This is a genomic window from Pseudomonas sp. PAGU 2196 (assembly GCF_022179005.1).
GTDB lineage: Bacteria > Pseudomonadota > Gammaproteobacteria > Pseudomonadales > Pseudomonadaceae > Aquipseudomonas > Aquipseudomonas kermanshahensis.
Genome location: NZ_BNTL01000022.1, coordinates 32,578 through 58,491 on the forward strand (window position 1 = coordinate 32,578; position 25,914 = coordinate 58,491).

Genomic DNA, 25,914 nt, shown 5'->3' on the forward strand with positions numbered 1-25,914 from the left:
GGAGCTGCACATGAAACTGCTGGTGGTCGAGGACGAAGCGCTGCTTCGCCATCACCTCTACACCCGCCTGGGCGAAAGCGGCCACGTGGTCCAGGCTGTCGCCGATGCCGAAGAGGCCCTTTACCAGGCCGAGCAGTACCACTTCGACCTGGCCGTGATCGACCTTGGGCTACCGGGCATGAGCGGCCTGGAACTGATCGGCCGCCTGCGCGGCCAGAACAAGACCTTCCCCATTCTCATCCTCACCGCCCGTGGCAACTGGCAGGACAAGGTCGAAGGCCTGGCCGCCGGTGCCGACGATTACCTGGTCAAACCCTTCCAGTTCGAAGAGCTCGAAGCGCGCCTCAACGCGCTGCTGCGCCGCTCCAGCGGCTTCACCCAGTCGACCATCGCCGCAGGCCCGCTGCTGCTCGACCTCAACCGCAAGCAGGCGAGCCTGGACGATCAGCCCCTGGCCCTGACCGCCTACGAATACCGCATCCTCGAATACCTCATGCGCCACCACCAGCAGGTGGTGGCCAAGGACCGCCTGATGGAACAACTCTACCCAGGCGATGAAGACCGTGACCCCAATGTCATTGAGGTGCTGGTCGGGCGCCTGCGCCGCAAGCTGGAAGGTGATAACGGCTTCAAACCGATCGACACGGTGCGCGGCCTGGGTTACCTGTTTACCGAGCGCTGCCGATGATCCGTTCCCTGCGGGTGCGCCTGATGTTGGCGGCCGCAGTGCTGGCGCTGCTGTTCATGCTGGCGCTGCTGCCTGCCTTGCAGAAGGCGTTCAGCCTTGCCCTGCAGGAATCCATCGAGCAACGCCTGGCCTCGGACGTGACCACGCTGATCTCCGCCGCCCGCATCGAGCACGGCCAGTTGCAGATGCCGACCTTGCTGCCGGACGAACGCTACAACCTGCCCTACACCGGCCTGCTGGGCTATATCTTCGACCGCGACGGCAACCTGGTGTGGCAGTCGCGGGCCACCGCAGACCAGAACATCAACTACCGCCCCCGCTATGACGGCCGTGGCAACGAGTTCGCCCGCATCCGTCAAGGCGATGGCGAAGAGTTCTTCGTCTATGACGTCGAGATCAAGCTGCTTGGCGGCCAGAGCGCGGCCTACAGCATCGTTGCGCTGCAACCGGTGCGCGAGTACCAGCACACCCTCGATGGCCTGCGCGAAAAGCTCTACCTGGGGTTTGGCGCAGCCTTGCTGGCGCTGCTGGTGCTGTTGTGGGCCGGCCTGACCTGGGGCCTGCGTTCGCTGCGGCGGCTGAGCCGCGAGCTGGACGAGGTCGAGGCCGGCGCGCGTGACGGGTTGAGCCGCGAGCACCCCCGTGAGCTGCTGCGCCTGACCGGTTCGTTGAACCGTCTGCTGCACAGCGAGCGCGAACAGCGCCAGCGCTACCGCGACTCGCTGGATGACTTGGCGCACAGCCTGAAGACACCGCTGGCGGTGTTGCAAGGGGTGGGCGAGAGCCTGCGCCAGCGCAGCGGTGAGCGCGAACAGGCGCGCGTGCTGCAAAGCCAGATCGAACGCATGAGCCAGCAAATCGACTACCAACTGCAGCGCGCCAGCCTGCGCAAGAGCGGCCTGGTGCGTCACAGCGTGCAACTCAAGCCCTTGCTCGACAGCTTGTGCAGCACCTTGGCCAAGGTCTACCGCGACAAGCAGGTCAGCGTCGCGCTGGACATACCCGAGGCCGCGCAGCTGCCGATGGAGCAGGGCGCGCTGCTGGAACTGCTCGGCAACCTGCTGGAGAACGCCTACCGGTTGAGCCTGGGGCACGTACGGGTGAGCCTGGAAGAGGCGCCAGGCCAACTGACGCTGTGCATCGAAGACGATGGGCCAGGGGTGCCGGCCGATCAGCGCGAGCGCATTCTGGAGCGCGGCGAGCGGCTGGACAGCCAGCACCCTGGGCAGGGCATCGGGCTGGCGGTGGTCAAAGACATCGTCGACAGCTATGACGCCGGCTTGAGCCTGGGTGATTCGCCACTGGGTGGCGCGGCGTTCCGGATCACCTTCACGCTGGATTGATCGGCAGTACCGGCCCTTTCACAGGCATGCACATGCTTGAATGCAGTGCCCCCCTGTGGGAGCGGGTTCACCCGCGAAAGGGCCATACCGCCATACACTATGGGCGGATTCCCGCCATCACCCCTGGTACAAATTCCGCCACCGGGCGGAAATCCGCCAGCCTTCCTCAGCTTTTTCGCCCTGTCGTTGGGCAATTACCCCTAGCAATCTCGGCCTTTGCACCCTTCATGGGCATTTTGGCATTGCCCTTGCTATTGATCCTGGCAGAGGCCTGCCCAGGCAGCTCGAACACAACGACAAATCCCTCCATGTGCAGGAGGGTTAGCGATTCAGGTGCCCCATCACCCTGGGAAGGGTGAACCGGCACACTTGAGGAAATTAGCCATGACGACACGTCAGCCGCTGTACAAATCCCTGTATGTCCAGGTGTTGGTCGCCATCACCATCGGCATCCTGCTCGGCCACTTCTATCCCGAAACCGGCGTTGCCCTCAAACCCCTGGGTGACGGGTTCGTCAAACTGATCAAAATGGTCATCGCCCCAATCATCTTCTGCACCGTGGTCAGCGGCATCGCTGGCATGCAGAGCATGAAGTCGGTAGGCAAGACCGGCGGCTACGCGCTCCTGTACTTTGAAATCGTCTCCACCATCGCCCTGATCATCGGCCTCGTCGTCGTCAACGTGGTCAAGCCAGGCGCTGGCATGCACATCGACGTCACCACCCTGAACGCCAGCAGCGTGGCCGCTTATGCCGCCGCCGGCGCACAGCAGACCACCGTTGGCTTCCTGCTCAACATCATCCCCAACACCGTGGTCGGTGCCTTCGCCAACGGCGATATCCTGCAAGTGCTGATGTTCTCGGTGATCTTCGGCTTCGCCCTGCACCGCCTGGGCAGCTACGGCAAGCCGGTGCTCGACCTGATCGACCGCTTCGCCCATGTCATGTTCAACATCATCAACATGATCATGAAGCTGGCCCCGGTCGGCGCCTTCGGTGCCATGGCCTTCACCATCGGCCAGTACGGCGTGGGTTCGCTGGTGCAGCTGGGCTACCTGATGGCCTGCTTCTACGTGACCTGCCTGCTGTTTGTCCTGGTGGTCCTCGGCGGTATCTGCCGCGCCCACGGTTTCAGCGTGCTCAAGCTGATCCGCTACATCCGCGAAGAGCTGATGATCGTGCTGGGCACGTCTTCTTCTGAGTCCGCGCTGCCACGCATGCTGGCGAAGATGGAGCGCCTGGGTGCGAAGAAATCGGTGGTTGGCCTGGTCATCCCGACGGGCTACTCGTTCAACCTGGACGGCACCTCGATCTACCTGACCATGGCCGCCGTGTTCATCGCCCAGGCGACTGACACCACCATGGACATCACCCACCAGATCACCCTGCTGCTGGTACTGTTGGTGGCGTCCAAAGGCGCTGCTGGCGTGACCGGTTCGGGCTTCATCGTGCTGGCAGCCACCCTGTCGGCGGTTGGCCACCTGCCGGTTGCAGGCCTGGCGCTGATCCTGGGCATCGACCGCTTCATGTCCGAAGCCCGTGCCTTGACCAACCTGGTTGGTAACGCCGTTGCCACCGTGGTCGTGGCCAAGTGGGTCAATGAAATGGACAACGACAAGCTGGCTTCGGAGCTGGCATCTGGCGGCGCACCGCTGGAAGACACCCGTCCGACCGACGACCTGGGCGTGGCTGAAGGCCCGGCGCGCTGATCGCGGTTAGGCAATGAAAAAAGGCGACCTCCGGGTCGCCTTTTTTTGTGCACGCTCGGATCAATGATCCAGCACGACTTCCAGCACGCGGATCAGCGCCGGCTGCGGATAATGCCAGCGCACCTGCACATCCCAGAACTTGACCCCATACACCCGCTCCGGTGGTGGCACCTGATACGCCGGCCGCGGGTCTTGACCGAGGCACTGCTCGATCAGCTCCACCAGTGGCTCGCCCAGGCGCAGCGCATGCGCGTGGGCCTGGGGCAGGGCATCGTCGTGCCATTGCACGGCAATGGCGGCGGGCGCTTCGCTGGCCATCTGGTTACTGGCACCGGCAATGCTGTCGGCATACGGTACGTAAGGCTTGATATCCAGCACCGGAGTGCCATCGAGCAGGTCGATCCCGGACAGCAGCAGGCGCCCAGGCTCCACGCCTTCCAGGCGTACCACCGACTGGCCAATACCATTGGGCCTGTGGGTGGCACGGGTGGCGAACACGCCCATGCTCTTGTTGCCGCCCAGGCGCGGTGGGCGCACTTTCAGGCGTGGCTTGTCTTCCAGGGCCTGGTGGAACAGAAACAACAGCCAGACATGGCTGACCTGCTCCAGGCCCGCCACGGCATCACCCTGGTCGAACGGCGGCAGCAGCTCCAGCACGCCACGCGCCGCAGGTGCCAGGTGAGGCTGACGCGGGATGGCGAACTTTTCCTTGAAGCAGGAGCGGACGATGCCGACCGGTGAAACCGTATGCTGCATGGCCACTTAGCCGCGCACGCGCAGGGTCAGGCCCTTGAGGAAGTTGCGCAGCAGCTGGTCGCCGCAGGGTCGGTAGTTGTCATGGCCGACCTTGCGGAACAGCGCGCTGAGTTCGGGTTTGGAGACCGGGAAGTTGACCGACTTGAGTATCGCGTGCAGGTCTTCTTCCTTGAGCTCGAACGCCACGCGCAGCTTTTTCAGAATGGTGTTGTTGGTCACCGGCAGCTCGACCGGCTGTTGCGGGCGGCTGTCGTCCTTCCCGCGGCGATGAATCACCAGGCCATCCAGAAAGTGCGCCATGACCGGGTCGGGGCAGCGCACGAAGCCGGGCTCTTCCTCTTTCTTGAGGTAGCTGGCCAGGGTCTCGGCGCTGACCTCCAGGCCCGACAGCTTGATGATGCCGACCATTTTGGCATCGTTGATCTTGAGCATGTAGCGCAGGCTGCGCAGTACATCGTTGTGGTTCATTTGACTGAAATCCTGTTCTGAGCCGTGCCATCCGGCGCGGCGGTATTGCTTAGAAACGTTCGCTGGCGGCCATGTAGCGCCACTGGCCCAGTGGCAGCTTGCCCATGGACACACCGCCCAGGCGAATGCGGCGCATGCTGATTATCTGCAGGCGCAGGCTGGCGCACAGTTCGGAAATCTGCCCCGGCTGCGGGTTTTTCAAGGCCAGGCGCAGGTGGGTTTCGTTCTGCCAGCTGGCTTTGGCCTTGGGTAACTCCCGGTCATTGCGCATCACACCACGGGCCAGGCGCTCCAGCGCCTGCGGGGTGGCTTCGCCGCTGACTTCGATGATGTATTCCTGCTCCAGGCGACGCAGTTCGGCGTCGATCTTGCGCGCTACGCGCCAATCCTGGGTGAAAATCTGCAGGCCGCTGGCGCCACGCTCGAGGGGCGCAATGCAGGACAGCTTGGTGAAGTGCCCATGCAGCGGCCGAACACCTTCACGGTGCGCCTCGCTAAGGGTGTCCATGGTCATGCTGATACGGGCCGACTCGGTGTCCAGGCCGGCAGGCTGGTTGAGCAGGAGGGTCACAGGTTCGAGGTTTTCGGCGCGCGCACCGGGCAGCAGCTCGACCTGTTGGCCGTCGACCTTGAACTGCGGCTGCTCGACCACCACGCCATCGACCGTGACCCAGCCGCCTTCGATGTACAGCTCGGCTTCGCGGCGGGAACAGCCGAATTGCTCGATAAGGCGTTTGGACAGGCGGACGGGCTCAGACATGACGGCGATTCGCAAAGGCAGGGAAAGGCCGCCATTGTACCTGCCTGGGCGGTCGAGGGGCTGGGAATCTGTGTCATTTACGCCGTTTTGGCGAGACAACACGGCAGAGGCGTCAGGCCCCTGCGCGGATCAGCCGCAGGTGCAGCAAAGGGTAGGGCTGCCCCAGCCCATCGGTCTGCGAACGGCCAACTACCTCAAAACCTTCGTGCAGGTAGAACCCCAGCGCCTGCGGGTTCTGCTCGTTGACATCCAGGCGTTCGGCATTCAGTTCATCGATGGCGTAATGCAGCAGCCGCTTACCAATGCCCTTGCCACGGCATGAGGGCGCGACGAACAGCATGTCCACCCGCCCATTGGCCACGCCGGCAAAGCCCTGGATGCGTTGCTGTGAGTCCTTGCAGCAAATCAGCATCACCGCATCGAGGTAGCGGTGCAGCACATGTTCGCGCAGCAGCAGGATATAGGCATCAGGCAGGAAATCGTGGGTCGCGCGCACCGAGTCTTCCCAAACCTGGGTCAGCTCGGGGTAGTCGCGCAGATGGGGGGTGTGCAACGCCGAAACCTGGCGCATCCGTGTAATCCTCCTGGGGACTGAGGAAAACGATAGATGCAAATGCAAAGGTCGGCGTCAGATCAGCCTAACCATTCCACTGAGCAGCCTTGTGCTGCGAAGAGGCCAGTGGTAATTCCGTCAATCTTCGCTGCTAGCACCGGCCTCTTCGCAGCACAAGGCTGCTCCTACCGGGAGTGCGCATGACCGGAGGGTGTGGGCGGATGTGGCAACACAAGGGGCGCAATGCGCCCCCGGTATTTCAGCGATTTGCGTTGATCAGACAGGCTCTGCCCACATGTCGTACTCGTCGGCATCCACCACCCGGCAACGCACTTTGTCGCCGGGTTTGAAGCCATGGTCGCCATCGATGAACACGCTGCCGTCGATCTCTGGCGCATCGAAGAAGCTGCGGCCTACCGAACCTTGCTCCTCGACTTCGTCGATCAGCACTTCGATCTCTTTGCCGATGCGCAGCTGCAGGCGGGCGCTGCTGATGGCTTGCTGATGTGCCATGAAGCGGTCCCAGCGGTCCTGCTTGACGTCATCCGGCACTTCGTCCAGGCCCAGGTCGTTGGCCGGGGCGCCTTCGACAGGTGAATACTGGAAGCAGCCGACGCGGTCGAGCTGGGCTTCGGTCAGCCAGTCGAGCAGGTACTGGAAGTCTTCTTCGGTTTCGCCAGGGAAGCCGACGATGAAGGTCGAACGGATCACCAGCTCAGGGCACTGCTCGCGCCAGTTCTTGATGCGCGCCAGGGTACGGTCTTCGAAGGCCGGGCGCTTCATCGACTTGAGCACTTTCGGGCTGGCGTGCTGGAACGGGATATCCAGATACGGCAGGATCTTGCCGGCGGCCATCAGTGGGATCACGTCGTCGACGTTCGGGTACGGGTACACATAATGCAGGCGGACCCAGGCGCCCAGGCTGCTCAGCGCTTCGCACAGCTCGAGCATGCGGGTCTTGACCGGGCGGCCGTTCCAGAAGTCGGTCTTGTACTTGACGTCGACGCCGTAGGCGCTGGTGTCCTGGGAAATCACCAGGATCTCCTTGACGCCCGCCTTGACCAGGCGCTCGGCCTCGCTCAACACTTCACCCACCGGGCGGCTGACCAGTTTGCCGCGCATCGACGGGATGATGCAGAAGCTGCAGCTGTGGTTGCAGCCTTCGGAAATCTTCAGGTAGGCGTAGTGACGCGGGGTCAGCTTGACGCCTTGAGGCGGCACCAGGTCGATCAGCGGGTTGTGGTCCTGGCGTGGCGGCACCACTTCGTGCACGGCGTTGACCACTTGCTCGTACTGCTGCGGGCCGGTAACCGACAACACACTCGGGTGCACATCACGGATGCTGCCTTCCTCGACACCCATGCAACCGGTGACGATGACCTTGCCGTTTTCCTTGATCGCTTCGCCGATCACTTCCAGCGACTCGGCCTTGGCGCTGTCGATGAAGCCGCAGGTGTTGACCACCACCACGTCGGCGTCCTCGTAGGTGGGTACGACTTCATAACCTTCCATGCGCAGCTGGGTCAGAATGCGCTCGGAATCGACCAGGGCTTTTGGGCAACCCAGGCTTACGAAACCTACCTTAGGAGTGGCGGGAGTGGTGGACATGACTAACCTCGGTATTGAATACAGGTCGCCCGACCGGAAACGGGGGCGATCTTGACGGGCGCTTTTTGGCGCCTCTGATCAAAAAGTGCGCAATTCTAGCGAGCGCAAGGTCGCTTGACTAGCAGAAATACGACGAACGCTGCGCTATGCTTCGCGCCGTTGCGTCCGGGTATCTGCCATGCCCTGGCGTGGGGGTGAATTCTATCGGCCGAGAGGGCCGTCTGCGGGAGTGGTCGATGGTTCAGGCAAGCAGTCATGCCGAAGGCGGGCACGAGGGGAAGCAGGGTGCGACGCGGTCGCTGGGCCTGCTCGTGGCGGCGGTCGGGGTGGTCTATGGCGATATCGGCACCAGCCCGCTGTATACGCTCAAAGAAGTCTTTACCGGCGGCTATGGCGTGCCGGTCAACCATGACGGTGTGCTGGGGATCCTGTCGTTGATCCTCTGGTCGCTGCTGTGGGTGGTGTCGTTCAAGTACGTGATGTTCATCCTGCGTGCCGACAACCAGGGCGAGGGCGGCACCATGGCGCTTACCGCGCTGGCGCGGCGGGCCACGGCGGCCCATCCGCGGCTGCGTACGCTGATGGTCATCTGCGGGCTGATCGGCGCTTCGCTGTTCTATGGCGACAGCATGATCACCCCGGCGGTGTCGGTCCTGTCGGCGGTCGAGGGCATGGGCCTGGCTTTCGACGGCATCGATCACTGGGTGGTGCCCATTTCGCTGGTGGTGCTGGTCGCGCTGTTCCTGGTGCAAAAGCATGGCACCGACAAGATCGGCAAGCTGTTTGGCCCGATCATGGTGGCCTGGTTCGTGGTGCTGGGGGCCTTGGGGGTGCATGGCATCTCGCAAAGCCCTGAAGTGCTCAGGGCATTCAACCCCGGTTGGGCGGTGAACTTTTTCATTGTTCACCCCGGCATGGGCGTGGCCATTCTTGGTGCCGTGGTGCTGGCGCTGACCGGTGCCGAGGCGCTGTACGCCGACATGGGCCACTTCGGCCGCAAGCCGATTGCCCGCGCTTGGTTCGCCCTGGTGCTGCCGGCGCTGGTGCTCAACTACTTTGGCCAGGGTGCAATACTGCTGCAGAACCCGGAGGCGGCGCGCAACCCCTTCTACCTGCTGGCACCGTCCTGGGCGTTGCTGCCGCTGGTGGGGTTGGCGACCATGGCCACGGTGATCGCCTCGCAAGCCGTGATTTCCGGGGCCTTCTCCCTGACGCGCCAAGCTATCCAGCTGGGCTACATACCGCGCATGCAGATCCAGCACACGTCCAGCGATGAACAGGGGCAGATCTACATTGGTGCGGTGAACTGGACGTTGATGGTCGGTGTGGTGTTGCTGGTCATCGGTTTTGAATCGTCCGGCGCCCTGGCCGCGGCCTATGGTGTGGCGGTCACCGGCACCATGCTGATGACCACCATCCTGGTGTCGTCGGTGATGCTGTTGCTGTGGAAGTGGCCGCCGGTGCTGGCAGTGCCGATTCTGCTGGGCTTTTTGTTCGTGGACGGGCTGTTCTTCGCCGCCAACGTGCCGAAGATCGTGCAGGGCGGGGCCTTCCCGGTGTTGGCGGGCGGGGTGTTGTTCCTGTTGATGAGCACCTGGAAGCGCGGCAAGCAGATTCTTGTCGAGCGCATCGATGAAGGCGCGCTGCCGCTGCCGGTGTTCATCAGCAGCATCCGCATCCAGCCGCCGCACCGGGTTGAAGGGACGGCGGTGTTCTTGACGGCGCGCCCCGACGCCGTGCCCCATGCGCTGCTGCACAACATGTTGCACAACCAGGTGCTGCACAGCCAGGTGGTGCTGCTGACGGTGGTCAGCGAGGACCAGCCACGGGTACCGGAGCAGGAGCGTTTCGAGGTGGAGGCCTATGGCGACGGGTTCTTCCGCGTGCTGTTGCATTTTGGCTTCATGGACGAGCCGGACGTGCCGGCGGCGTTGAAGCTGTGCCACCTGGAGGACCTGGATTTCAGCCCGATGCGCACGACGTACTTCCTTAGCCGCGAAACCGTCATTGCGTCGCGGCTGGAGGGCATGTCGCGCTGGCGCGGGAACCTGTTTGCGTTTCTGCTGAAGAACGCCAACGGCAATCTGCGCTTCTTCAATCTACCGTTGAACCGGGTGATCGAGCTGGGGACCCAGGTCGAGATCTGAGCCAGGTCGGGCTGCTGGAATTGCGCAGCCCGTTCTGCCCTCATCGCCGGCAAGCCGGCTCCCACAGGTTCAACAGCGCCCTCAAGAGCAGCACACTTCCTGTGGGAGCAAACTGTCTTGTGGTGCTTGTTCCGGCCTCTTCGCGGGCAAGCCCGCTCCCACAGGTGCGGCGCTAGACTTGGAGGCTACAGAGTTCGGGTGGGAGCCGGCTTGCCGGCGATTGGGCCGCATGGCGGCCCCTTTCTATCAGTTCTGCTCCGCCACGCTCGACTTGCCCTGGCGCGTCTCGATCTCGCCGATCAGGCGCTTGGCCAGCGCGGGGTAGTTCTCATCGAAGTGGTGCCCCCCCGGTAGCTTCAGTCGCTCACCGACGGCCGTCTTGTCGGTGCAGCCGCTTTCGTCGGTCTCTTCCACGCCGTAGACGCACACCACTTTGGACGCTGGCAGCCTGGCCATTTCTGGCCCGGTTGGCGCCTCCTGGCCTTCTTTGCCCAGCCAGCCCTCGACCTCGATCTCGAAGCTGCCGCTGCGGGCGAAGGCCAGCAGCATCACCGCGTCGATGCGTTGCTGGTCTTCGGCCGGCAGGCGGTTGTAGATGGCGGGCAGCACGTCGGCGCCAAACGAATAGCCGGTCAATACAAAGCGCTTGGTACCCCATTTCTGACGATAGTGCTGCATCAGTTCCGACAGGTCAGCGGCGCTCTGTTCCGGGGTCTTGTGTTGCCAGTAATAGCGCAGGGTGTCGATACCGACCACCGGGTAGCCCAGCTTGGCCATTTCCCCGGCGACGTCCCGGTCCAGATCGCGCCAGCCACCATCCCCGGACAGGAACAGGGTGACGGTGTCGGTGGTTTGCCCAGCCGGCACCTCAACCACCGGGATGGCCAGGGCGTTCCCGTCATGCCCGACCAAGGCTTGGGTCAGCTGCGATTTGAGTACCTGGGGCAAGTGGATGTCGTAATCGCTGATGCTGGTTTCAGCGTTGGCCTGGTCGCGCACGAAGGCCGCGCTGGCGTCATCCGGGTTGTCGTTCCAGGCGACGTTCCAGTGGCCGTGGGCCGCCGACTTGGGCAGCGTGGCCTGGCAGCCGGGTTGCTCCAGGGTGAAGTCGACGGAAATGGCCCGCGCCTTGTCGTCAGTCTGTGCGGCCAGCCAGCGCCAGGCTTGTGCCGCACCCGGGCCGATGCCGGCTACCAGGGTCGGTTTCTCGGCGAGCTGGGTCACTGCCAGGTCCAGCGCTTGCTGCTGCTTGCTGCAGTCGCTAGGCGGCAGGATGACCTGCACCAGCTGGGCTTCCCCAGCCTGGCTCAGGTCCAGCAACTGCTTGTCGGTCAGGGCCTGGTCCTGGGGAACGCCGATGGCGACCCGGGCTTTGGCATGCACGCCAGGGGTGACACGGGTGATGTGGGTGTCATTCAGGGTCAATTGCTCAAGGCGCGCCTCGGGGGCCGGGCGCGTCCATAGCCAGAAGGCCGCGGCCCCGCCAAGGGCGGCCAGCAGCAGCGCAATCACCAGGTACAGCCAATAGCGTCGGATCATCAGCGTTTCACCAATCCAGTCAGGCCGCCAGCAATCAGGGCGGCAGTGTCGGCCAGTGCCACCAGCGGGTCGAGCCCTGCTGGCACAGCCATGTAACGGGGTTCCCAGTCCGGTTGGAACTTGTCCTTGAAGCGTCGAAGCCCCTGGAAGTTGTAGAGCTGTTCGCCACGGCGGAACACCATTGAGCCCAGGCGTTGGGTCAACGGCGCGCCACGCCTTGGCTGCAGCCCGGAAAGCGGGACCATGCCCAGGCTGAAACGGCCGTAGTCATGGCTTTTGTAGTGCAGGATCAGGCCGATCATCATGAATTCCATGGTCAGCTTCGGCGCTTCTGGGTGGGCGCGCATCAGGTCGAGGCTGGCCAGCTCGTTGCTGTGGGTTTCCAGCAGGTTGGCAAATGCAACGGGCCGGCCCTGGAAGCGAATCAGGGCAATCCGGAAATGCTGCAGGTACTCGGGGCTGAAGCGCCCGAGCGAGAAGCCTTTCTCGCGCACGTTCTTGCCGCTGAGCCAGGCGTCGGAGATTTCCTTGAGCTCTGCCAGTGGGGCGTGACCGGGCTCATGGATCTCCAGGCTAAGGCCGTCACGGCCGCCACGGTTCCAGGTGTAGCGCAGGTCTTTCATCTCCTTGCCCTTGGCGTCGAGGTCGAAACGGCGCAGGTCGACCCGGGCTTCCTCGCCCAGCTTGAGGGCGGTCAGGCCAATGTCCATATAGAAGGGCAGGTTCTCTGCGCGTACCTGATAGAACACCGGCCGGGCGTGGTGCAGGTCGCACAGGTCACGGAACTGCCAGATCATCTCAGCGCGCTCCTGTGCGGGGCCGATCGGGTCATACAGGGCCACCAGGCTGCGACCGCGACGGGCATACATCAGGAAGGCGTTGTCGCGTGGGTGGAACAGCAAGGCCTTGTCCCCCGTCAGCGCCAGGCCGCCATCGGGCTGGTCGGACGCCAGCAGGATGCGGTTGGCGCGTTGCAGCTCTTCGTCATCGGGCAGGTGGATGACCGGCGGTGCGGTGCGCAGCAGCCAGGTCAGGGCCACGGCCACCAGCAGCACGGCGCTGCCCATGGCTGCCCGCAGGCCGCGCGGGGCATCGGCATCCAAGGTGAACTGCCACCACAGCTGGTGGCTGTAGGGTACATCCTGGTAGGCAAACAGCAGCAGCCACACCGAAGCACCCACCACGCAGGCGCTGGCCACCAGGAACACCGGTGAGAAGGGCAGCTCCAGCAAGCGGCTGGGGCGGTAGAAGGAGCGGCGGAACAGGGCAAGCAGGGCGGCGGTGAACGTGAGCAGGCACGCCTCTTCCCAGTCAAAGCCTTTGAGCAGCGAGAGCAAGGCACCGACCAGCAGCAATGTGGTGGTCAGCAGCCAGGCCGCCGACAGGCGCCGGCGCAGCCCTTGGGCCAACAGCAGGCAGAGCACGCCGATCAGGCTGGCGCCGAAGTGCGAGGCATCGATCAGGCGATGGGGCACCAGAAAACCCATATGCTCCAGGCGCGTGTCGATCTCCGGCGTGGCACCGGAGAACAGCAGCACGACGCCGGACAGGAACACCAGGATCGACAGCACCGGCGCGGCCAGCCCTGAAGCCACCTTGATCGCCTGTTGCGCGAACAGCAGGCGCCGTGCCTCGTTGGCCAACAACAGTACGCAGGCCAGCAGCAGCGGCAATACCACGTAGATCAGGCGATACAGCAACAAGGCTGCCGCCAGTGGCGCGGCGCCCAACTGGTCGGCAAAGGCTGCCAGCAAGATCGCCTCGAACACCCCGACACCGCCGGGTACATGGCTGAGCACGCCGGCGGCCAAGGCCAGCAGGTACACCAGGATGAACGCGCCAAAGGGCGGGGCTTCGGGCAGCAGCAGGTACAGCACGGTGGCTGCGGCGGCCACGTCCAAGGCAGTGATCAGCAATTGCAGCGCGGCCAGGCGGGCACCTGGCAGGCGCAGCGTGCGGCGGCCCAGTTGTACCAAGAGGTTATCGGCCACGGGTTGTTCGGCCAGGCGCCTGCGATAGAGCCCGATCACCAACACTGCAAACAGCACCAGTACAGCAGCGGCGATACCCGCCAACAGGCCCGGCGAAAGGCCCAGCGCCGTGGAGGCGGCGGGCAGATCGCTCAAGGTCGCCAAGGCAGCCAGGGGCGGCAACGCACACCCCAGCGACAGGCTGGCAAAAACGGTCATCCGCGCAACTTCGGCAGCCCCAAGGCCCTGGCGTGCATACAGGCGGTAGCGTACCGAACCACCCGACAGCATCGACAGGCCGATGGCGTTACCGATGGCGAAGGCGCTGAAGCCGCCCAGGACCAGGCTGCTCGCGGGCAGTTTCACGCCGGCATAGCGGCTGGCCGACCATTCGTACCCCAGCAGGATCACGAACCCGATGACCGTCGCCAGCAACGCACCGAGCAACGACTGCGTCGGCACGCTGAGCATGGCATCGTGCAGTGCATAGATGTCCAGCTCGCTCAGCAGGTGGCGGCAGGCAACCAGCGCCATGGCGAACAGCACCAGCGTCACCGCCAGGCCAATGGGCTGACGATAGCGGCTCAAGCGCTCGATCATGGGCAGGCGCTGCGCAGCAGTCGGTAGCGCCGATGCGAGGGGCACCGGAGGTTCAGGGTTGTGGGAAGTCATCGATTGGTACCCCGAGCCGGCAGCGCGAGGTAGGGGAGAGGTGCGGCCAAGTGAAAGTCCCTTAGGAAAACGTATCCAATAGTACTCCGTGCACAGGCGCTTTCAGCGTTCTGGCCGGGTTAAAGATAGTTCATCCTGAGAGGGGTATCTCAAGCCTGAGGGGCAGGCGAGTGGCAGCTTGGTGCCGTGGCGGTGGAAAACGTGGGGCCATAAAACAACAAACCCCGCGCTGCTGTTACACAGGCGGGGTTTGTTCTGACGAATATGGTTGCGGGAGCCGGATTTGAACCGACGACCTTCGGGTTATGAGCCCGACGAGCTACCAGACTGCTCCATCCCGCGTCAGAGGTGCGCATTCTACAGCTTGTTGAATCTGTGTAAAGCGTTAATTGTTGATTTCTCAACCTTTTTTCTTCTGCATCATTTTCGATGCAAAGAAAAAGGCCACTGCGTTAACAGTGGCCTTCTCTTTGTTTGGTTGCGGGAGCCGGATTTGAACCGACGACCTTCGGGTTATGAGCCCGACGAGCTACCAGACTGCTCCATCCCGCGTCTGTGGGGCGGATTCTACAGTTTATTGACGGTGTGTCAAGCGTTAGCTCTTGATTTATCGTCAATTTTCCACAATGACTTTTTTGAGGCCAAAGAAAAAGGCCACTGCGTTAACAGTGGCCTTATCTCGAATCTGGTTGCGGGAGCCGGATTTGAACCGACGACCTTCGGGTTATGAGCCCGACGAGCTACCAGGCTGCTCCATCCCGCGCCTGTGAGATCGAATTCTACGGATTTCCCACCCTATGTCAAGCATTATTCCAAGAAAACCCTTTTTCGTTCAAACCCTTAGCGTTTGAGCGAGGCGCGCGGGGCAGGCGCGGCGGGCCTTGCAGGCCAATTGTCGAGGGATGCGCCGTGCAGGCTGTTGCGCCAGAGGGGCCATGCGATACTATCTGTATGAATCTACAGTACTGACGGTCATCCATGTCCTTGCGCAAGATCATCCATGTCGACTGCGATTGCTTCTACGCCGCGATCGAGATGCGTGATGACCCGCGCCTGGCCGGTCGGCCCATGGCGGTCGGTGGGTCGGCCGACCACCGCGGGGTCATCGCCACCTGCAACTATGAAGCCCGTGCCTATGGCGTGCGCTCGGCCATGTCCTCGCGCCATGCGCTCAAGCTGTGCCCTGACTTGTTGATCGTCAAACCCCGTTTTGAAGCCTATCGCGAGGCATCGCGTGAGATTCACGCCATTTTTCGCGATTACACCGAGCTGATCGAGCCCTTGTCGCTGGATGAAGCCTACCTGGATGTCAGCGACAGCCAGTGGTACGCCGGTAGCGCGACACGGATTGCCGAGGACATTCGCCGGCGCGTCGCCCGTACCTTGCATATCACGGTGTCGGCGGGTGTCGCCCCCAACAAGTTCCTGGCCAAGATCGCCAGTGACTGGCGTAAGCCTAATGGCCTGTTCGTCATCACCCCGGGGGAGGTCGAGGCGTTTGTCGCGGCCTTGCCCGTCGCCCGGTTGCACGGGGTGGGCAAGGTCACGGCGGACAAGCTGGCGCGCTTGGGTATCGATACCTGCCTGGACCTGCGCGCGTGGTCCCGCCTGGCCCTGGTGCGTGAGTTCGGCAGTTTTGGTGAGCGGCTTTGGGGGCTGGCGCGGGGGATTGATGAGCGTGCTGTGCACAATGACAGCCGCAGGCAATCGGTCAGCGTGGAAAATACCTACGATACCGATCTGCCGGACCTGGCCAGTTGCCTGGAGCGTCTTCCCGCGTTGCTAGACAGCCTGAATGAACGCATTGCCCGCATGGACAGCAGCTACCGGCCGGACAAGCCTTTCGTCAAGGTCAAGTTCCATGACTTCAGCCAGACGACGATGGAGCAGGCGGGGGCAGGCAGGGACCTGGAAAGTTACCGGCAATTAATGAAGAAGGCCTTCGCGCGGGGTGACAAGCCGGTGCGTTTGCTGGGGGTCGGGGTCAGGTTGCGGGATTTGCGCGGTGCGCTTGAGCAACTGGAGCTGTTCCCACCTAAATGAACAAGGGCCGCTAAGCGGCCCCTTTCATTTATTGCACGCCTGGGTCAGCTACCAGCCGCCCGGTGGCCTTGGTCAGGGATTGCAGGAATTCCTGCTGCAGTTCCGGATCGTTGCGCGTCAGCTCGATCAGGCTCTGCTCCATTTCACTGGCTTCCTCTTCCAGGCCCAGTTCGGACAGGCGTTTGACCCGGTGCACCCACTGGCTGACATCATCGTCTTCCAGGTCGTCGAAGATCAGCTCATGCGCTTCAAGCAGCTTGTTGCGCAGCGTGGCGCTGACCAGCAGGCTGGCGTCACCGCGCACCGCATTGTCCTCATCGACCACCTGCAAGTGCAGGGTGCCGATGTGGTTGAGGTTCTGCTCGGAGAACGGGCTGTCGAGCAGGTTCAGGCGCAGCACGCCGTTTCTGTCGGTGGTCAGCTCGTGGGTGAGTTTGCCGGCCTTGACTTCGACCAGGCGCTCGCTCCAGGGCAGGCTGGTGGACTCCTCGCGCTGGTCCTTCTGCACTTCGCTGATCCCGGCAAGGTTCTGCTGGGCGCGACCGTTGGACTGCACGTTCATGAACGGGTTAAGCCCCGCCACGCCGTAGCTGAGCCAGTCGTGGGTCACGCTTTCAGGCAGGTTGCCCAAGGCGAACACGTTGACCACGTTGGCACCCACGCCCGCCACGACAGCCACCGCACCCAGTGGGATCTCGTAGATCTCCCGCCAGGGCTGGTAAGGCGTGTAGCGGTCGTAGCGCCGGGTAACTTCGAACTCGGTGACTTCGAAGCGCTTCAGCTCATGCACGCGCACACGTCGTTGCGGCAGCTCCATCACCTTCGGCTCGCCGACATCGATCTGCAGACTGTGTTCGAGCAGTTTTCGCTCGACGCGCTCCTCGTGCTCGCTGCGCTGGGACATCTGGTTGGCGCAGCCGCTGATGAGCAGGGCGCCGCACAGTGCGGCGCCCCCCAGGGGAAAGGTACTTCGCTTGGACATGATCACTCGTGCATTGATTATCAGCGGCGAACGCGGGCCTGCAGGAACGACAGCACTTCATTGAGTGGCAGCGCTTGAGCATCCTGTTCGGTGCGGTGCTTGTATTCCAGGTTGCCTTCGGCCAGGCCGCGGTCACTGACGACGATGCGGTGCGGGATGCCGATCAGCTCCATGTCGGCAAACTTGATGCCTGGGCTGGTCTTCTTGTCGCGGTCATCCAGCAGCACTTCGAAGCCAGCGGCGGTCAGTTCGGCGTACAGCTTGTCGGTCGCTTCGCGGACCACGTCGGTTTCATAGCGCAGCGGCACCAGGGCGATCTGGAAAGGCGCCAGGGCGTCGTTCCAGATGATGCCTTTGTCGTCGTAGCTCTGTTCGATGGCGGCGGCGACCACGCGGGACACGCCAATGCCATAGCAACCCATGGACAACACGACAGGCTTGCCGTTCTCGCCCAGTACCTGGCACTTGAGTGCCTCGCTGTACTTGGTGCCGAGCTGGAAGATGTGGCCCACTTCGATGCCGCGCTTGATCACCAGGGTGCCCTGGCCGTCTGGGCTTGGGTCGCCTTCGACGACGTTGCGCAGGTCGGCGACTTGCGGAACCGGCAGGTCGCGCTCCCAGTTGACGCCGAAGTAGTGCTTGTCATCGATGTTGGCGCCGATGCCGAAGTCGCTCATCAGGGCAACCGAACGGTCGATGATGCATTCCAGTGGCAGGTTCAGCGGGCCGAGCGAGCCTGCACCGGCGCCGATGGCGTCGCGCAGTTCAGCTTCGGTCGCCATGACCAGCGGGTCGGCAACCTGTTCCAGCTTGGTGGCCTTGATTTCGTTGAGCTCGTGGTCGCCACGGACGATCAGGGCGATCAGCTTGCCTTCTTCGGCGCCGCGCACGATCAGGGTCTTGACGGTCTTCTCGATCGGCAGGCCGAAGTTTTCGACCAGTTGGGCGATGGTCTTGGCGTCCGGCGTGTCGACCAGGCGCAGCTCCTCGGAAGGGGCAGGGCGCACGGTTTCACGCGGGATGGCCTCGGCCTTCTCGATGTTGGCAGCGTAATCGGAGCTGTCGCTGAAGATCACATCGTCTTCACCGGATTCGGCCAGCACGTGGAATTCGTGCGAGTAGCTGCCACCGATGGAGCCGGTGTCGGCTTGCACAGGGCGGAAGTCCAGGCCCAGGCGGGTAAAGACGTTGCTGTACGCCTGGTGCATGCGGTCGTAGGTTTCCTGCAGGGAAGCCTGGTCGGCATGGAAGGAGTAGGCGTCCTTCATGATGAACTCGCGGCCGCGCATCAGGCCGAAGCGTGGGCGGATCTCATCACGGAATTTGGTCTGGATCTGGTACATGTTGAGCGGCAGCTGTTTATAGCTGGACAGCTCGTTACGGGCCAGGTCGGTAATGACTTCTTCGTGGGTCGGGCCGACGCAGAAGTCGCGGTTGTGGCGGTCTTTCAGGCGCAGCAGCTCTGGGCCGTACTGCTCCCAACGGCCGGATTCCTGCCACAGTTCGGCGGGCTGGATGCTGGGCATCAGCACTTCCAGGGCGCCGGCGGCGTTCATTTCCTCGCGTACAACGGCTTCGACCTTGCGCATCACTCGCAAGCCCATCGGCAGCCAGGTGTACAGGCCAGAGGCCAGTTTGCGGATCATGCCGGCGCGCAGCATGAGCTGGTGGCTGATGACCACTGCGTCGGCAGGGGTTTCTTTCTGGGTGGCGAGCAAATATTGACTGGTGCGCATGGTGGGCCGTGTCGATTGCCTAAGACGTTGAAATGACCCCGCATTGTACGGGGGCGAAACGAAGGCGTACAGGATGCCCCAGGGCGTGACACTTGTCAGCCAAGAAAAAGCCCGGCGTGATCGCCGGGCTTTTTCAAGTGCGGGGCACTGCAAGCCAGGCTTACAGGATGCTCAGCGGGTACTCGACGATCAGACGCAGTTCGTCGATCGAGCTCGAACCGTAGTACACACCGTCGCTGGAGCGGTAGGTGGCCTGGCGGACACGGAAGCTCAGGTCTTTCGCTGGGCCGCTCTGCATGACGTACTTGACGTCTACGTCGCGTTCCCATTCCTTACCGTCGTCGGTGGTGCGGGTGGTTGCACCGGTACCGCGTGCGTAACGGGTCATGAAGGTCAGGCCTGGTACGCCGAACTCGGCGAAGTTCAGGTCGTAGCGAGCCTGCCAGGATTTCTCGTCTTCGGCGTTGAAGTCGGAACGGGCGATGGAGTTGGCCAGGAACACGGTACCGCCGCCGTCCACGCCGTAGGCGTAGTCACCGTCGCCGCTGACTTTCTGGTAGGCCAGGGTGAAGGTGTGGGCGCCGATGTTGTAGGCAGCCGACAAGCTGGCTGCGATGTTGTCGAGCTCGTTGGTGCCGTCGGACTTGGTGACGAATGCACCGGTACGGTTGGCGCCGATCGACTTGGTGTCATAGATGTTGAAGTCGAACACCAGGCCTTGCTTGTCGCTGATCGGCAGCGCCCAGTTGATGTTGCCGTACCACTTACGGAAGTGATCTTCGATGTGCGAGTAGTAAACGCTGGTGCTGAGGCTGTCAGTGAACGCGTAGGTACCGCCGAAGATGTTGGCTTCGGTCAGGTTCAGGCTGTCATGGTAGGTCTGAGCCTGGGCGTTCATGGCGGTGAAGTGACCGGCGTTCAGGGTCAGGCCATTGATCTCGTTGCTGGTGATCAGGCCGCCTTCGGCAACTTCCGGCAGCAGGCGGCTGTCGTCAGTGGCGAATACTGGCATGGCGGTGAACTGGTCACCGAACTTCAGCACAGTATTGGAGATGCGCATTTTTACAGCGCCGCCGCCTTCGGAGTAATCATCCTGCGAACGGCCGTCGGAGCCTTGTGGGAACAGGCCGGTGCCGGCGCGACCTTTGCCGCTGTCCAGTTTCAGGCCGAGCATGCCGATGGCGTCGACGCCGAAGCCTACGGTGCCCTGGGTGAAGCCCGACTCGTAAGTGCCGAGGAAACCAAGGCCGGTTTCTTCCACGCGGCTTTGAGTGCCGGCTGGGTTGTTGCGGAAGTCACGGCTGAAGTACAGCATGCGAGTTTTAACGTTCAGCTGGCTGTCTTCGATGAAACCCTTGGACTCGTCTTGTGCAGAGGCGAAGGCCAATTGCGAGGTCCCTGCCGAAACGGCCAGGGCGATCATGCTCCACTTCATCACGCGCATCGTGATTTGCTCCTTTGGTTTTTTAGGAAGAGTACCGCTGCGCCCAAGTCTTTTAGTTATATGGGGCAGCTCTTTCTTGTTATGTCGGCGGAAATGTATAACACGCTGACTGTTGTTGGCGATATGGGCATATCCAAGCTTTCGGGAACTTTATGGCCATGTCGCTTTCAGGTATTTCCATGTCGCAAATCACGTCCCGGATTCCCGGGTCGTACAACGCCAGCGCTGTTCCTGTCACCGTAACGAATCTGTAACTACAGGTTCCGGTTAGGGAAACTCCCTGGTGTATCCAAAGCGGCTGTTGTTATTTGTTGCGTACATCGCTTGATGCAGATGTCGTGCCGACTTGGCGGGAGAGGAATGCAACAAGCGTGCTCAAAATTACCGCCGGTTCATGAAATTTTCACAAATGAGGCTGCCGAAGGTCGGAAAGTACCGTAAATACGGGGCGGGGCTTGTCTGATGGTGTGCCACAACACTGGCGGTTTTCAAATTCAAAACCTGCCATAAAAGTCAATGTGTTACCGGCAACTGTTCATGCGGAGTCATTCGTGTGGGTAAAAGCGTAGTGGTGTGCTCGTTTGCGGCCTCATTTTGGTGCGAAAAGTAGCGGTGTGTTACCGCGACTGTGCAGGCAGCAGGTATTCATGAACTTAAAGTGTGCAGTGCCGGGCTGCTGTTGCATGCCGGCGTGCGCGAAGCAAGGTATCCTTGCGCAATGTTCCCGTGTCACGCGGGCCCGTTATCGAGTATTGGAGGTTGGCAGTGGTTGAGATGGATTCGCGTTTGCAGCAAGACACCTATGTACTTGGAGACTTCCCGTTGTGCCGTGTGTTGCTCAGCAAAGACGCCAATTACCCTTGGTTCATCCTGGTGCCTCGTCGCCCTGGGGTGAGCGAATTGTTCGACTTGAGCCAGGAAGACCAGGTGCAGTTGTGGAAAGAAACCACGTACTTGGCTGAAGCGCTGAAGGGCGAATTCAAGGCTGACAAGATGAACGTTGCCACCCTGGGTAACGTTGTCAGCCAGATGCACATGCACGTCATTGTCCGTCACACGCATGACGCTGCTTGGCCAGCGCCGGTATGGGGCAAAGTGCCCGCCGTCGAGTATGCGCCGGGGCAAGTCGATGCCATTGGTCAGCGCCTGCGCGCGCTGCTCAACGATGACTACCAGCAGGTGGCCTGAAGTGTCCTCTGAATCGCGAATCATCGAGCTGGAAACCCGCCAGGCCTTCCAGGACGACACGCTTCAGGCGCTGAATGATGTGGTGGTCGAGCAAGGGCGTGTGATCGAGCGCCTGCAACTGCAGATGGCCGAGCTGCTCAAGCGTTACGAAGAAATGGTGGGGCAATACGGCAGCGAAGGTGAAGAGGCGCCGCCCCCTCATTATTAAGTTGAGGCAGCCCTGGCCTTGCACCAGGGCTGCACACGGTCAGCGACGGGTTACCGCGACCACATCTTCGGCCTGCAGGCCTTTGTCACGGTGCATGACCGAAAACTCGACGCGCTGGCCTTCGACCAGAATGCGGTGGCCTTCGCCGCGGATGGCGCGGAAGTGCACAAAGATGTCATCGCCCGAATCGCGGGAAATGAAGCCAAAGCCTTTGGACGTGTTGAACCACTTGACGGTGCCCGTATCGCGGTTGCCGGCCTCCAAGGGGGCGCTTTGGCTGGTGCGGGCTTTTCGGTTGGCTCGGGCGAAGCCCGCAGCCAGGTGCAGCACCACGGCCAAGGCCGCGCAGACCAGGGCGGCCAGGTTGCCCATCTCGGGGCGAGCCAGCAGCGTCAGGGTCTGCAATACCACGGCCACCACCAGCAAGGCGCAAGCCAAGTGCTGCAATTGTTGCCGGGCACCTCGGTAATACAGCGGCACGACCGGGGCCAATACCAGGTTAAGCAGGCCGAGCAGTGCCAGGTATACCGCGTCGGGTTGCTGCAGGAAGGGTGTTGCGTCGGTTTTCAGGCTGGGTATGAGCGATAGCAGCAAAGCCGCTACGCCCGTCACCAGATGGACGATCTTGAACATGGGTTGGCTCACAGTTGACAAGCTGATCACAGGAAGAGCTGGCGACACGGTGCGCATGAGGTGTAAAGCGCGAACACGTGGTGGGCCAGCCTATGCACCCGGCAATAACAGTCCGCACGGGTGGCACCCTGCCTATTTAACAGCAAAGGCGCAGGCTACTCAAACCGCAGGCCGCCACAGCCGATGTGTTGCGCCATGTCACAGGCGGGTTGCGCCAAGTGTTGATACAGTTGGAAGGGCCCGCTTGATCATCAAGCCTTATGGAAAGGGGAACTTCATGGCAATTGATATCGGTATCAGTGAAGAAGATCGCAAGTCCATCGTCGATGGGCTGTCCCGCCTGTTGTCGGATACCTACGTGCTGTATCTGAAAACCCATAACTTTCACTGGAACGTCACCGGTCCGTCGTTCCGTACCCTGCACCTGATGTTCGAAGAGCAATACAACGAGCTGGCGCTGGCGGTGGACTCGATTGCCGAGCGGATCCGTGCCCTAGGCTTCCCGGCACCGGGGTCCTATGCTTTTTATGCGCGGCATTCTTCGATCAAGGAAGAGGAGGGCGTGCCGGCCGCGGAGGAGATGATCCGTCAGCTGGTGCAGGGCCAGGAGGCGGTCGTGCGTACCGCGCGCAGCATCTTCCCGGTGGTGGACAAGGTCAGCGATGAACCGACCGCCGACCTGTTGACTCAGCGTATGCAGGTGCACGAGAAGACCGCCTGGATGCTGCGCGTCTTGCTGGACGGGCAATAGTCGCCGCGTAGCGTCAGAAACGTCTGAAAAGCCCGGCTGCCGGCAGTGCAGCCGGGCTTTTTGCGTTTCTGCGGGAAGGTTTTGCCGCTGCTTCGAAGGCGCAGGCTGGCGCTTCATGGTTGCCCTAGGGCCCCGGGTATAGGGGCAATGGCAGTCGCGATGGAGTGGCCGGATGATAGGCATGATGCAACAAGACAAGCGAGGCGGTGGTCAGGGGCGTTGGCCGGGCAAGCAATGCGTCGACCCCTTCAAGGCCGACTTCGACATGCTGCAGATCAGGCCGGTGTCGCGTTCGGTCCGGCTCAACGGGTTTTCCACCTGCCTGCGCCTGGAAGCGGTCTACTGGGGGATCCTGGAGCGTATCGCCGAGGCCAACCGCTGCTCGGTCAGCGCGGTGTTGTCCTACGTGGACCGCGAGGTGCATCTGCGCCAGGGCGGGGTGCGCAACTTCAGTGGCCTGATCCGCGTCATCTGCGTCGCCTGGTTGCTCGATCCGCCGAGTACACGCTGATCGCCAGGCGGGCTGCGCAGTGCTTGCTAACCATATATAATCCCGCTTTTTGCTGCCCCGGCAGCCAGTGTTATGGTTGACGAGAGACACCCATGCCCCTTTATGACTATCAATGTGCGTCCTGCGAGCACCGCATGGAAGTGCTGCAGAAGATCAGCGCTGCGCCGCTGACCGATTGCCCGGCCTGTCAGGCGCCGGCACTGAAGAAGCTGCTGTCGGTACCCGGCTTTCGCCTGAGCGGCACCGGCTGGTACGAAACCGACTTCAAGACCGGGGCAAAAAAGAACCTTGCAGGCGGCGACAAAGCCGACTGAGTTGAATGCTGTGACCGGGTCTTGCAGTATTAGCCCTCTGGGCGGCCAAGGCCTCCACCGAATACACGAATCACGAGAAGCGAAACCACCATCATGATGCGCAGCCATTATTGCGGCCAACTGAACGAGAGCCTGGACGGCCAGGAAGTCACCCTTTGCGGCTGGGTCCATCGTCGCCGCGACCACGGCGGGGTGATCTTCCTCGACATCCGTGACCGCGAGGGCATGGCCCAGGTCGTATTCGACCCCGATCGCGCCGAAACCTTCGCCGCCGCCGACCGTGTGCGCAGCGAATACGTCGTGCAAGTCACCGGCAAGGTTCGCAAGCGCCCTGACGGTGCGGTGAATGCCAACATGGCCTCCGGTGCCATCGAGATCCTTGGCTACCAGCTGACCGTGCTCAACGAAGCGGAAACCCCGCCGTTCCCGCTCAACGAATACTCCGACGTTGGCGAGGAAACCCGCCTGCGCTACCGCTTCATCGACCTGCGTCGCCCGGAAATGGCCGACAAGCTGCGCCTGCGTTCGCGCATCACCAGCAGCATCCGTCGCTTCCTCGACGAGAACGGCTTCCTCGACGTCGAGACGCCGATCCTCACCCGTGCCACGCCAGAAGGCGCGCGCGACTACCTGGTACCGAGCCGTACCCACGCAGGCAGCTTCTTCGCCCTGCCGCAGTCGCCTCAGCTGTTCAAGCAGCTGCTGATGGTGGCCGGTTTTGACCGCTACTACCAGATCGCCAAGTGCTTCCGCGACGAAGACCTGCGTGCTGACCGCCAGCCGGAATTCACCCAGATCGACATCGAGACCAGCTTCCTCGATGAGTCCGAGATCATGGGCCTCACCGAGAGCATGATCCGCAAGCTGTTCAAGGAAGTCCTGGACCTGGAGTTCGGTGAATTCCCGCACATGACCTTCGAAGAAGCCATGCGCCGTTACGGTTCCGACAAGCCAGACCTGCGTAACCCGCTGGAGCTGGTCGACGTTGCCGACCAGCTGAAGGATGTCGACTTCAAGGTATTCGCCGGCCCGGCCAACGATCCGAAGTGCCGCGTTACCGCCCTGCGCGTGCCAGGCGCCGCCAGCATGCCGCGCAGCAAGATCGACGAGTACACCAAGTTCGTCGGCATCTACGGTGCCAAGGGCCTGGCGTACATCAAGGTCAACGAGCGCGCCAAAGGTGTTGAAGGCCTGCAGTCGCCGATCGTCAAGAACATCCCTGAAGCCAACCTCAACGTGATCCTCGATCGCGTTGGCGCGGTCGATGGCGACATCGTCTTCTTCGGTGCCGACAAGTTCAAGATCGTCAGCGAGGCCCTGGGCGCACTGCGCATCAAGGTCGGCAACGACTTCAATCTGCACACCTGCGAGTGGGCACCGATGTGGGTCGTCGACTTCCCGATGTTCGAAGAGAACGAAGACGGCAGCTTTACCGCGCTGCACCACCCGTTCACTGCGCCGAAGTGCTCGCCAGAAGAGCTCGAGGCCAACCCGGCCACAGCCCTGTCCCGTGCCTACGACATGGTCCTGAACGGTACTGAGCTGGGTGGCGGTTCGATCCGTATCCACCGCAAAGAGATGCAACAGGCGGTGTTCCGTCTGCTGGGTATCGAAGCGGCGGAACAGGAAGAGAAGTTCGGCTTCCTGCTCGACGCCCTGAAGTTCGGTGCACCGCCTCACGGTGGCCTGGCCTTCGGCCTGGACCGCCTGGTCATGCTGATGACCGGCGCCCAGTCGATCCGTGAAGTGATCGCCTTCCCGAAAACCCAGAGCGCTGCCTGCGTCATGACCCAAGCCCCAGGCATGGTCGACGCCAAGGCCTTGCGCGAGCTGCACATCCGCCTGCGCGAACAGACCAAGGTCGAGTAAGCGGGCCCCGGGCGCATCCAAATG

At 62.3% G+C, this 25,914-nt stretch carries 22 protein-coding genes and 3 tRNA genes; 11 read left to right on the forward strand and 14 right to left on the reverse strand.

Annotated elements, in window-relative coordinates; all coding sequences use genetic code 11:
- The first annotated feature begins 10 nt into the window (after window positions 1-10).
- The 3 genes from MFF34_RS18920 to MFF34_RS18930 all read left to right on the forward strand — a co-directional run bounded on the left by MFF34_RS18920 (window position 11) and on the right by MFF34_RS18930 (window position 3,738).
- Window positions 11-688, forward strand: a complete 678-nt coding sequence (locus MFF34_RS18920; protein WP_238215818.1) for a response regulator — start codon at window positions 11-13, stop codon at window positions 686-688.
- Window positions 685-2,031 (forward strand): ATP-binding protein, encoded by a 1,347-nt coding sequence (locus tag MFF34_RS18925; protein ID WP_238215820.1) that lies wholly within the window; start codon window positions 685-687, stop codon window positions 2,029-2,031. Before MFF34_RS18920 ends, MFF34_RS18925 begins: the two co-directional genes overlap by 4 nt.
- A 384-nt stretch (window positions 2,032-2,415) precedes the next feature.
- On the forward strand, window positions 2,416-3,738 hold the full coding sequence (locus MFF34_RS18930; protein WP_027594689.1) for a dicarboxylate/amino acid:cation symporter: 1,323 nt from the start codon (window positions 2,416-2,418) through the stop codon (window positions 3,736-3,738).
- Between the two features lie 60 nt (window positions 3,739-3,798).
- On the opposite strand, the gene tsaA is transcribed toward MFF34_RS18930, so the two are convergent.
- From tsaA to rimO, 5 genes are all read right to left on the reverse strand, one after another.
- On the reverse strand, window positions 3,799-4,494 hold the full coding sequence (gene tsaA, locus MFF34_RS18935) for a tRNA (N6-threonylcarbamoyladenosine(37)-N6)-methyltransferase TrmO (RefSeq protein WP_099430217.1): 696 nt from the start codon (window positions 4,492-4,494) through the stop codon (window positions 3,799-3,801).
- Between the two features lie 6 nt (window positions 4,495-4,500).
- Window positions 4,501-4,962, reverse strand: coding sequence for a DUF1456 family protein (locus MFF34_RS18940; protein WP_027594687.1), 462 nt, complete (start codon window positions 4,960-4,962; stop codon window positions 4,501-4,503).
- Window positions 4,963-5,011: 49 nt separating this feature from the next.
- Window positions 5,012-5,722 carry an rRNA pseudouridine synthase gene (locus MFF34_RS18945; RefSeq protein WP_238215822.1) on the reverse strand — a complete coding sequence of 237 codons (711 nt, stop codon included), beginning with the start codon at window positions 5,720-5,722 and terminating at the stop codon, window positions 5,012-5,014.
- 112 nt (window positions 5,723-5,834) lie between these two features.
- A complete protein-coding gene (locus MFF34_RS18950; protein WP_238215824.1) occupies window positions 5,835-6,293 on the reverse strand; it encodes a GNAT family N-acetyltransferase in 459 nt (152 codons plus the stop codon).
- 258 nt (window positions 6,294-6,551) lie between these two features.
- The gene (gene rimO / locus MFF34_RS18955; RefSeq protein ID WP_027594684.1) at window positions 6,552-7,883 is read right to left on the reverse strand and encodes a 30S ribosomal protein S12 methylthiotransferase RimO; all 1,332 of its coding nucleotides are present in this window, start codon (window positions 7,881-7,883) and stop codon (window positions 6,552-6,554) included.
- Window positions 7,884-8,119: 236 nt separating this feature from the next.
- Between rimO and MFF34_RS18960 the strand changes: the two genes are divergently transcribed.
- Window positions 8,120-10,030, forward strand: coding sequence for a potassium transporter Kup (locus MFF34_RS18960; protein WP_027594682.1), 1,911 nt, complete (start codon window positions 8,120-8,122; stop codon window positions 10,028-10,030).
- A gap of 246 nt (window positions 10,031-10,276) precedes the next feature.
- Here the strand turns inward: MFF34_RS18960 and MFF34_RS18965 are convergent, their stop codons facing one another.
- The 5 genes from MFF34_RS18965 to MFF34_RS18985 form a co-directional block, all read right to left on the reverse strand.
- Entirely contained in the window at window positions 10,277-11,569 is a 1,293-nt protein-coding gene (locus MFF34_RS18965; RefSeq protein WP_099430214.1) for a virulence factor family protein, read from the reverse strand.
- Window positions 11,569-14,211: a bifunctional lysylphosphatidylglycerol flippase/synthetase MprF gene (gene mprF, locus MFF34_RS18970; RefSeq protein ID WP_238215826.1), complete on the reverse strand. Its 2,643-nt coding sequence runs from the start codon at window positions 14,209-14,211 to the stop codon at window positions 11,569-11,571. The genes MFF34_RS18965 and mprF overlap by 1 nt, the downstream gene beginning before the upstream one ends.
- A gap of 265 nt (window positions 14,212-14,476) precedes the next feature.
- Window positions 14,477-14,553: transfer RNA gene (locus MFF34_RS18975), tRNA-Met, on the reverse strand.
- 133 nt (window positions 14,554-14,686) lie between these two features.
- Window positions 14,687-14,763, reverse strand: a tRNA-Met gene (locus MFF34_RS18980).
- A gap of 134 nt (window positions 14,764-14,897) precedes the next feature.
- Window positions 14,898-14,974, reverse strand: a tRNA-Met gene (locus tag MFF34_RS18985).
- 221 nt (window positions 14,975-15,195) lie between these two features.
- Between MFF34_RS18985 and dinB the strand changes: the two genes are divergently transcribed.
- The gene (gene dinB / locus MFF34_RS18990) at window positions 15,196-16,254 is read left to right on the forward strand and encodes a DNA polymerase IV (RefSeq protein ID WP_238215946.1); all 1,059 of its coding nucleotides are present in this window, start codon (window positions 15,196-15,198) and stop codon (window positions 16,252-16,254) included.
- Window positions 16,255-16,282: 28 nt separating this feature from the next.
- On the opposite strand, the gene MFF34_RS18995 is transcribed toward dinB, so the two are convergent.
- The 3 genes from MFF34_RS18995 to MFF34_RS19005 all read right to left on the reverse strand — a co-directional run bounded on the left by MFF34_RS18995 (window position 16,283) and on the right by MFF34_RS19005 (window position 20,416).
- Window positions 16,283-17,236, reverse strand: coding sequence for a hypothetical protein (locus MFF34_RS18995; protein WP_027594678.1), 954 nt, complete (start codon window positions 17,234-17,236; stop codon window positions 16,283-16,285).
- A 20-nt stretch (window positions 17,237-17,256) separates the two neighbouring features.
- Window positions 17,257-18,972, reverse strand: coding sequence for a proline--tRNA ligase (locus tag MFF34_RS19000; protein WP_027594677.1), 1,716 nt, complete (start codon window positions 18,970-18,972; stop codon window positions 17,257-17,259).
- A 160-nt stretch (window positions 18,973-19,132) separates the two neighbouring features.
- Entirely contained in the window at window positions 19,133-20,416 is a 1,284-nt protein-coding gene (locus MFF34_RS19005; protein ID WP_027594676.1) for an OprD family porin, read from the reverse strand.
- A gap of 765 nt (window positions 20,417-21,181) precedes the next feature.
- Between MFF34_RS19005 and MFF34_RS19010 the strand changes: the two genes are divergently transcribed.
- The gene (locus tag MFF34_RS19010; RefSeq protein ID WP_238215828.1) at window positions 21,182-21,604 is read left to right on the forward strand and encodes an HIT domain-containing protein; all 423 of its coding nucleotides are present in this window, start codon (window positions 21,182-21,184) and stop codon (window positions 21,602-21,604) included.
- A 1-nt stretch (window position 21,605) separates the two neighbouring features.
- Window positions 21,606-21,812, forward strand: a complete 207-nt coding sequence (locus MFF34_RS19015) for a SlyX family protein (protein ID WP_027594674.1) — start codon at window positions 21,606-21,608, stop codon at window positions 21,810-21,812.
- Window positions 21,813-21,851: 39 nt separating this feature from the next.
- Here MFF34_RS19015 and MFF34_RS28120 read toward each other — a convergent pair whose 3' ends face one another.
- On the reverse strand, window positions 21,852-22,445 hold the full coding sequence (locus MFF34_RS28120; protein WP_027594673.1) for a cold shock domain-containing protein: 594 nt from the start codon (window positions 22,443-22,445) through the stop codon (window positions 21,852-21,854).
- 277 nt (window positions 22,446-22,722) lie between these two features.
- Here MFF34_RS28120 and MFF34_RS19025 point away from each other — a divergent pair, with 277 nt between their 5' ends.
- The 4 genes from MFF34_RS19025 (at window position 22,723) to aspS (ending at window position 25,890) form a co-directional block, all read left to right on the forward strand.
- A complete protein-coding gene (locus MFF34_RS19025; protein WP_027594672.1) occupies window positions 22,723-23,196 on the forward strand; it encodes a Dps family protein in 474 nt (157 codons plus the stop codon).
- 181 nt (window positions 23,197-23,377) lie between these two features.
- A complete protein-coding gene (locus tag MFF34_RS19030; RefSeq protein WP_238215829.1) occupies window positions 23,378-23,707 on the forward strand; it encodes a ribbon-helix-helix domain-containing protein in 330 nt (109 codons plus the stop codon).
- 92 nt (window positions 23,708-23,799) lie between these two features.
- Window positions 23,800-24,021, forward strand: coding sequence for an FmdB family zinc ribbon protein (locus MFF34_RS19035; protein ID WP_027594670.1), 222 nt, complete (start codon window positions 23,800-23,802; stop codon window positions 24,019-24,021).
- A 93-nt stretch (window positions 24,022-24,114) separates the two neighbouring features.
- Window positions 24,115-25,890, forward strand: coding sequence for an aspartate--tRNA ligase (gene aspS / locus MFF34_RS19040; protein ID WP_027594669.1), 1,776 nt, complete (start codon window positions 24,115-24,117; stop codon window positions 25,888-25,890).
- Window positions 25,891-25,914 lie beyond the last annotated feature (24 nt).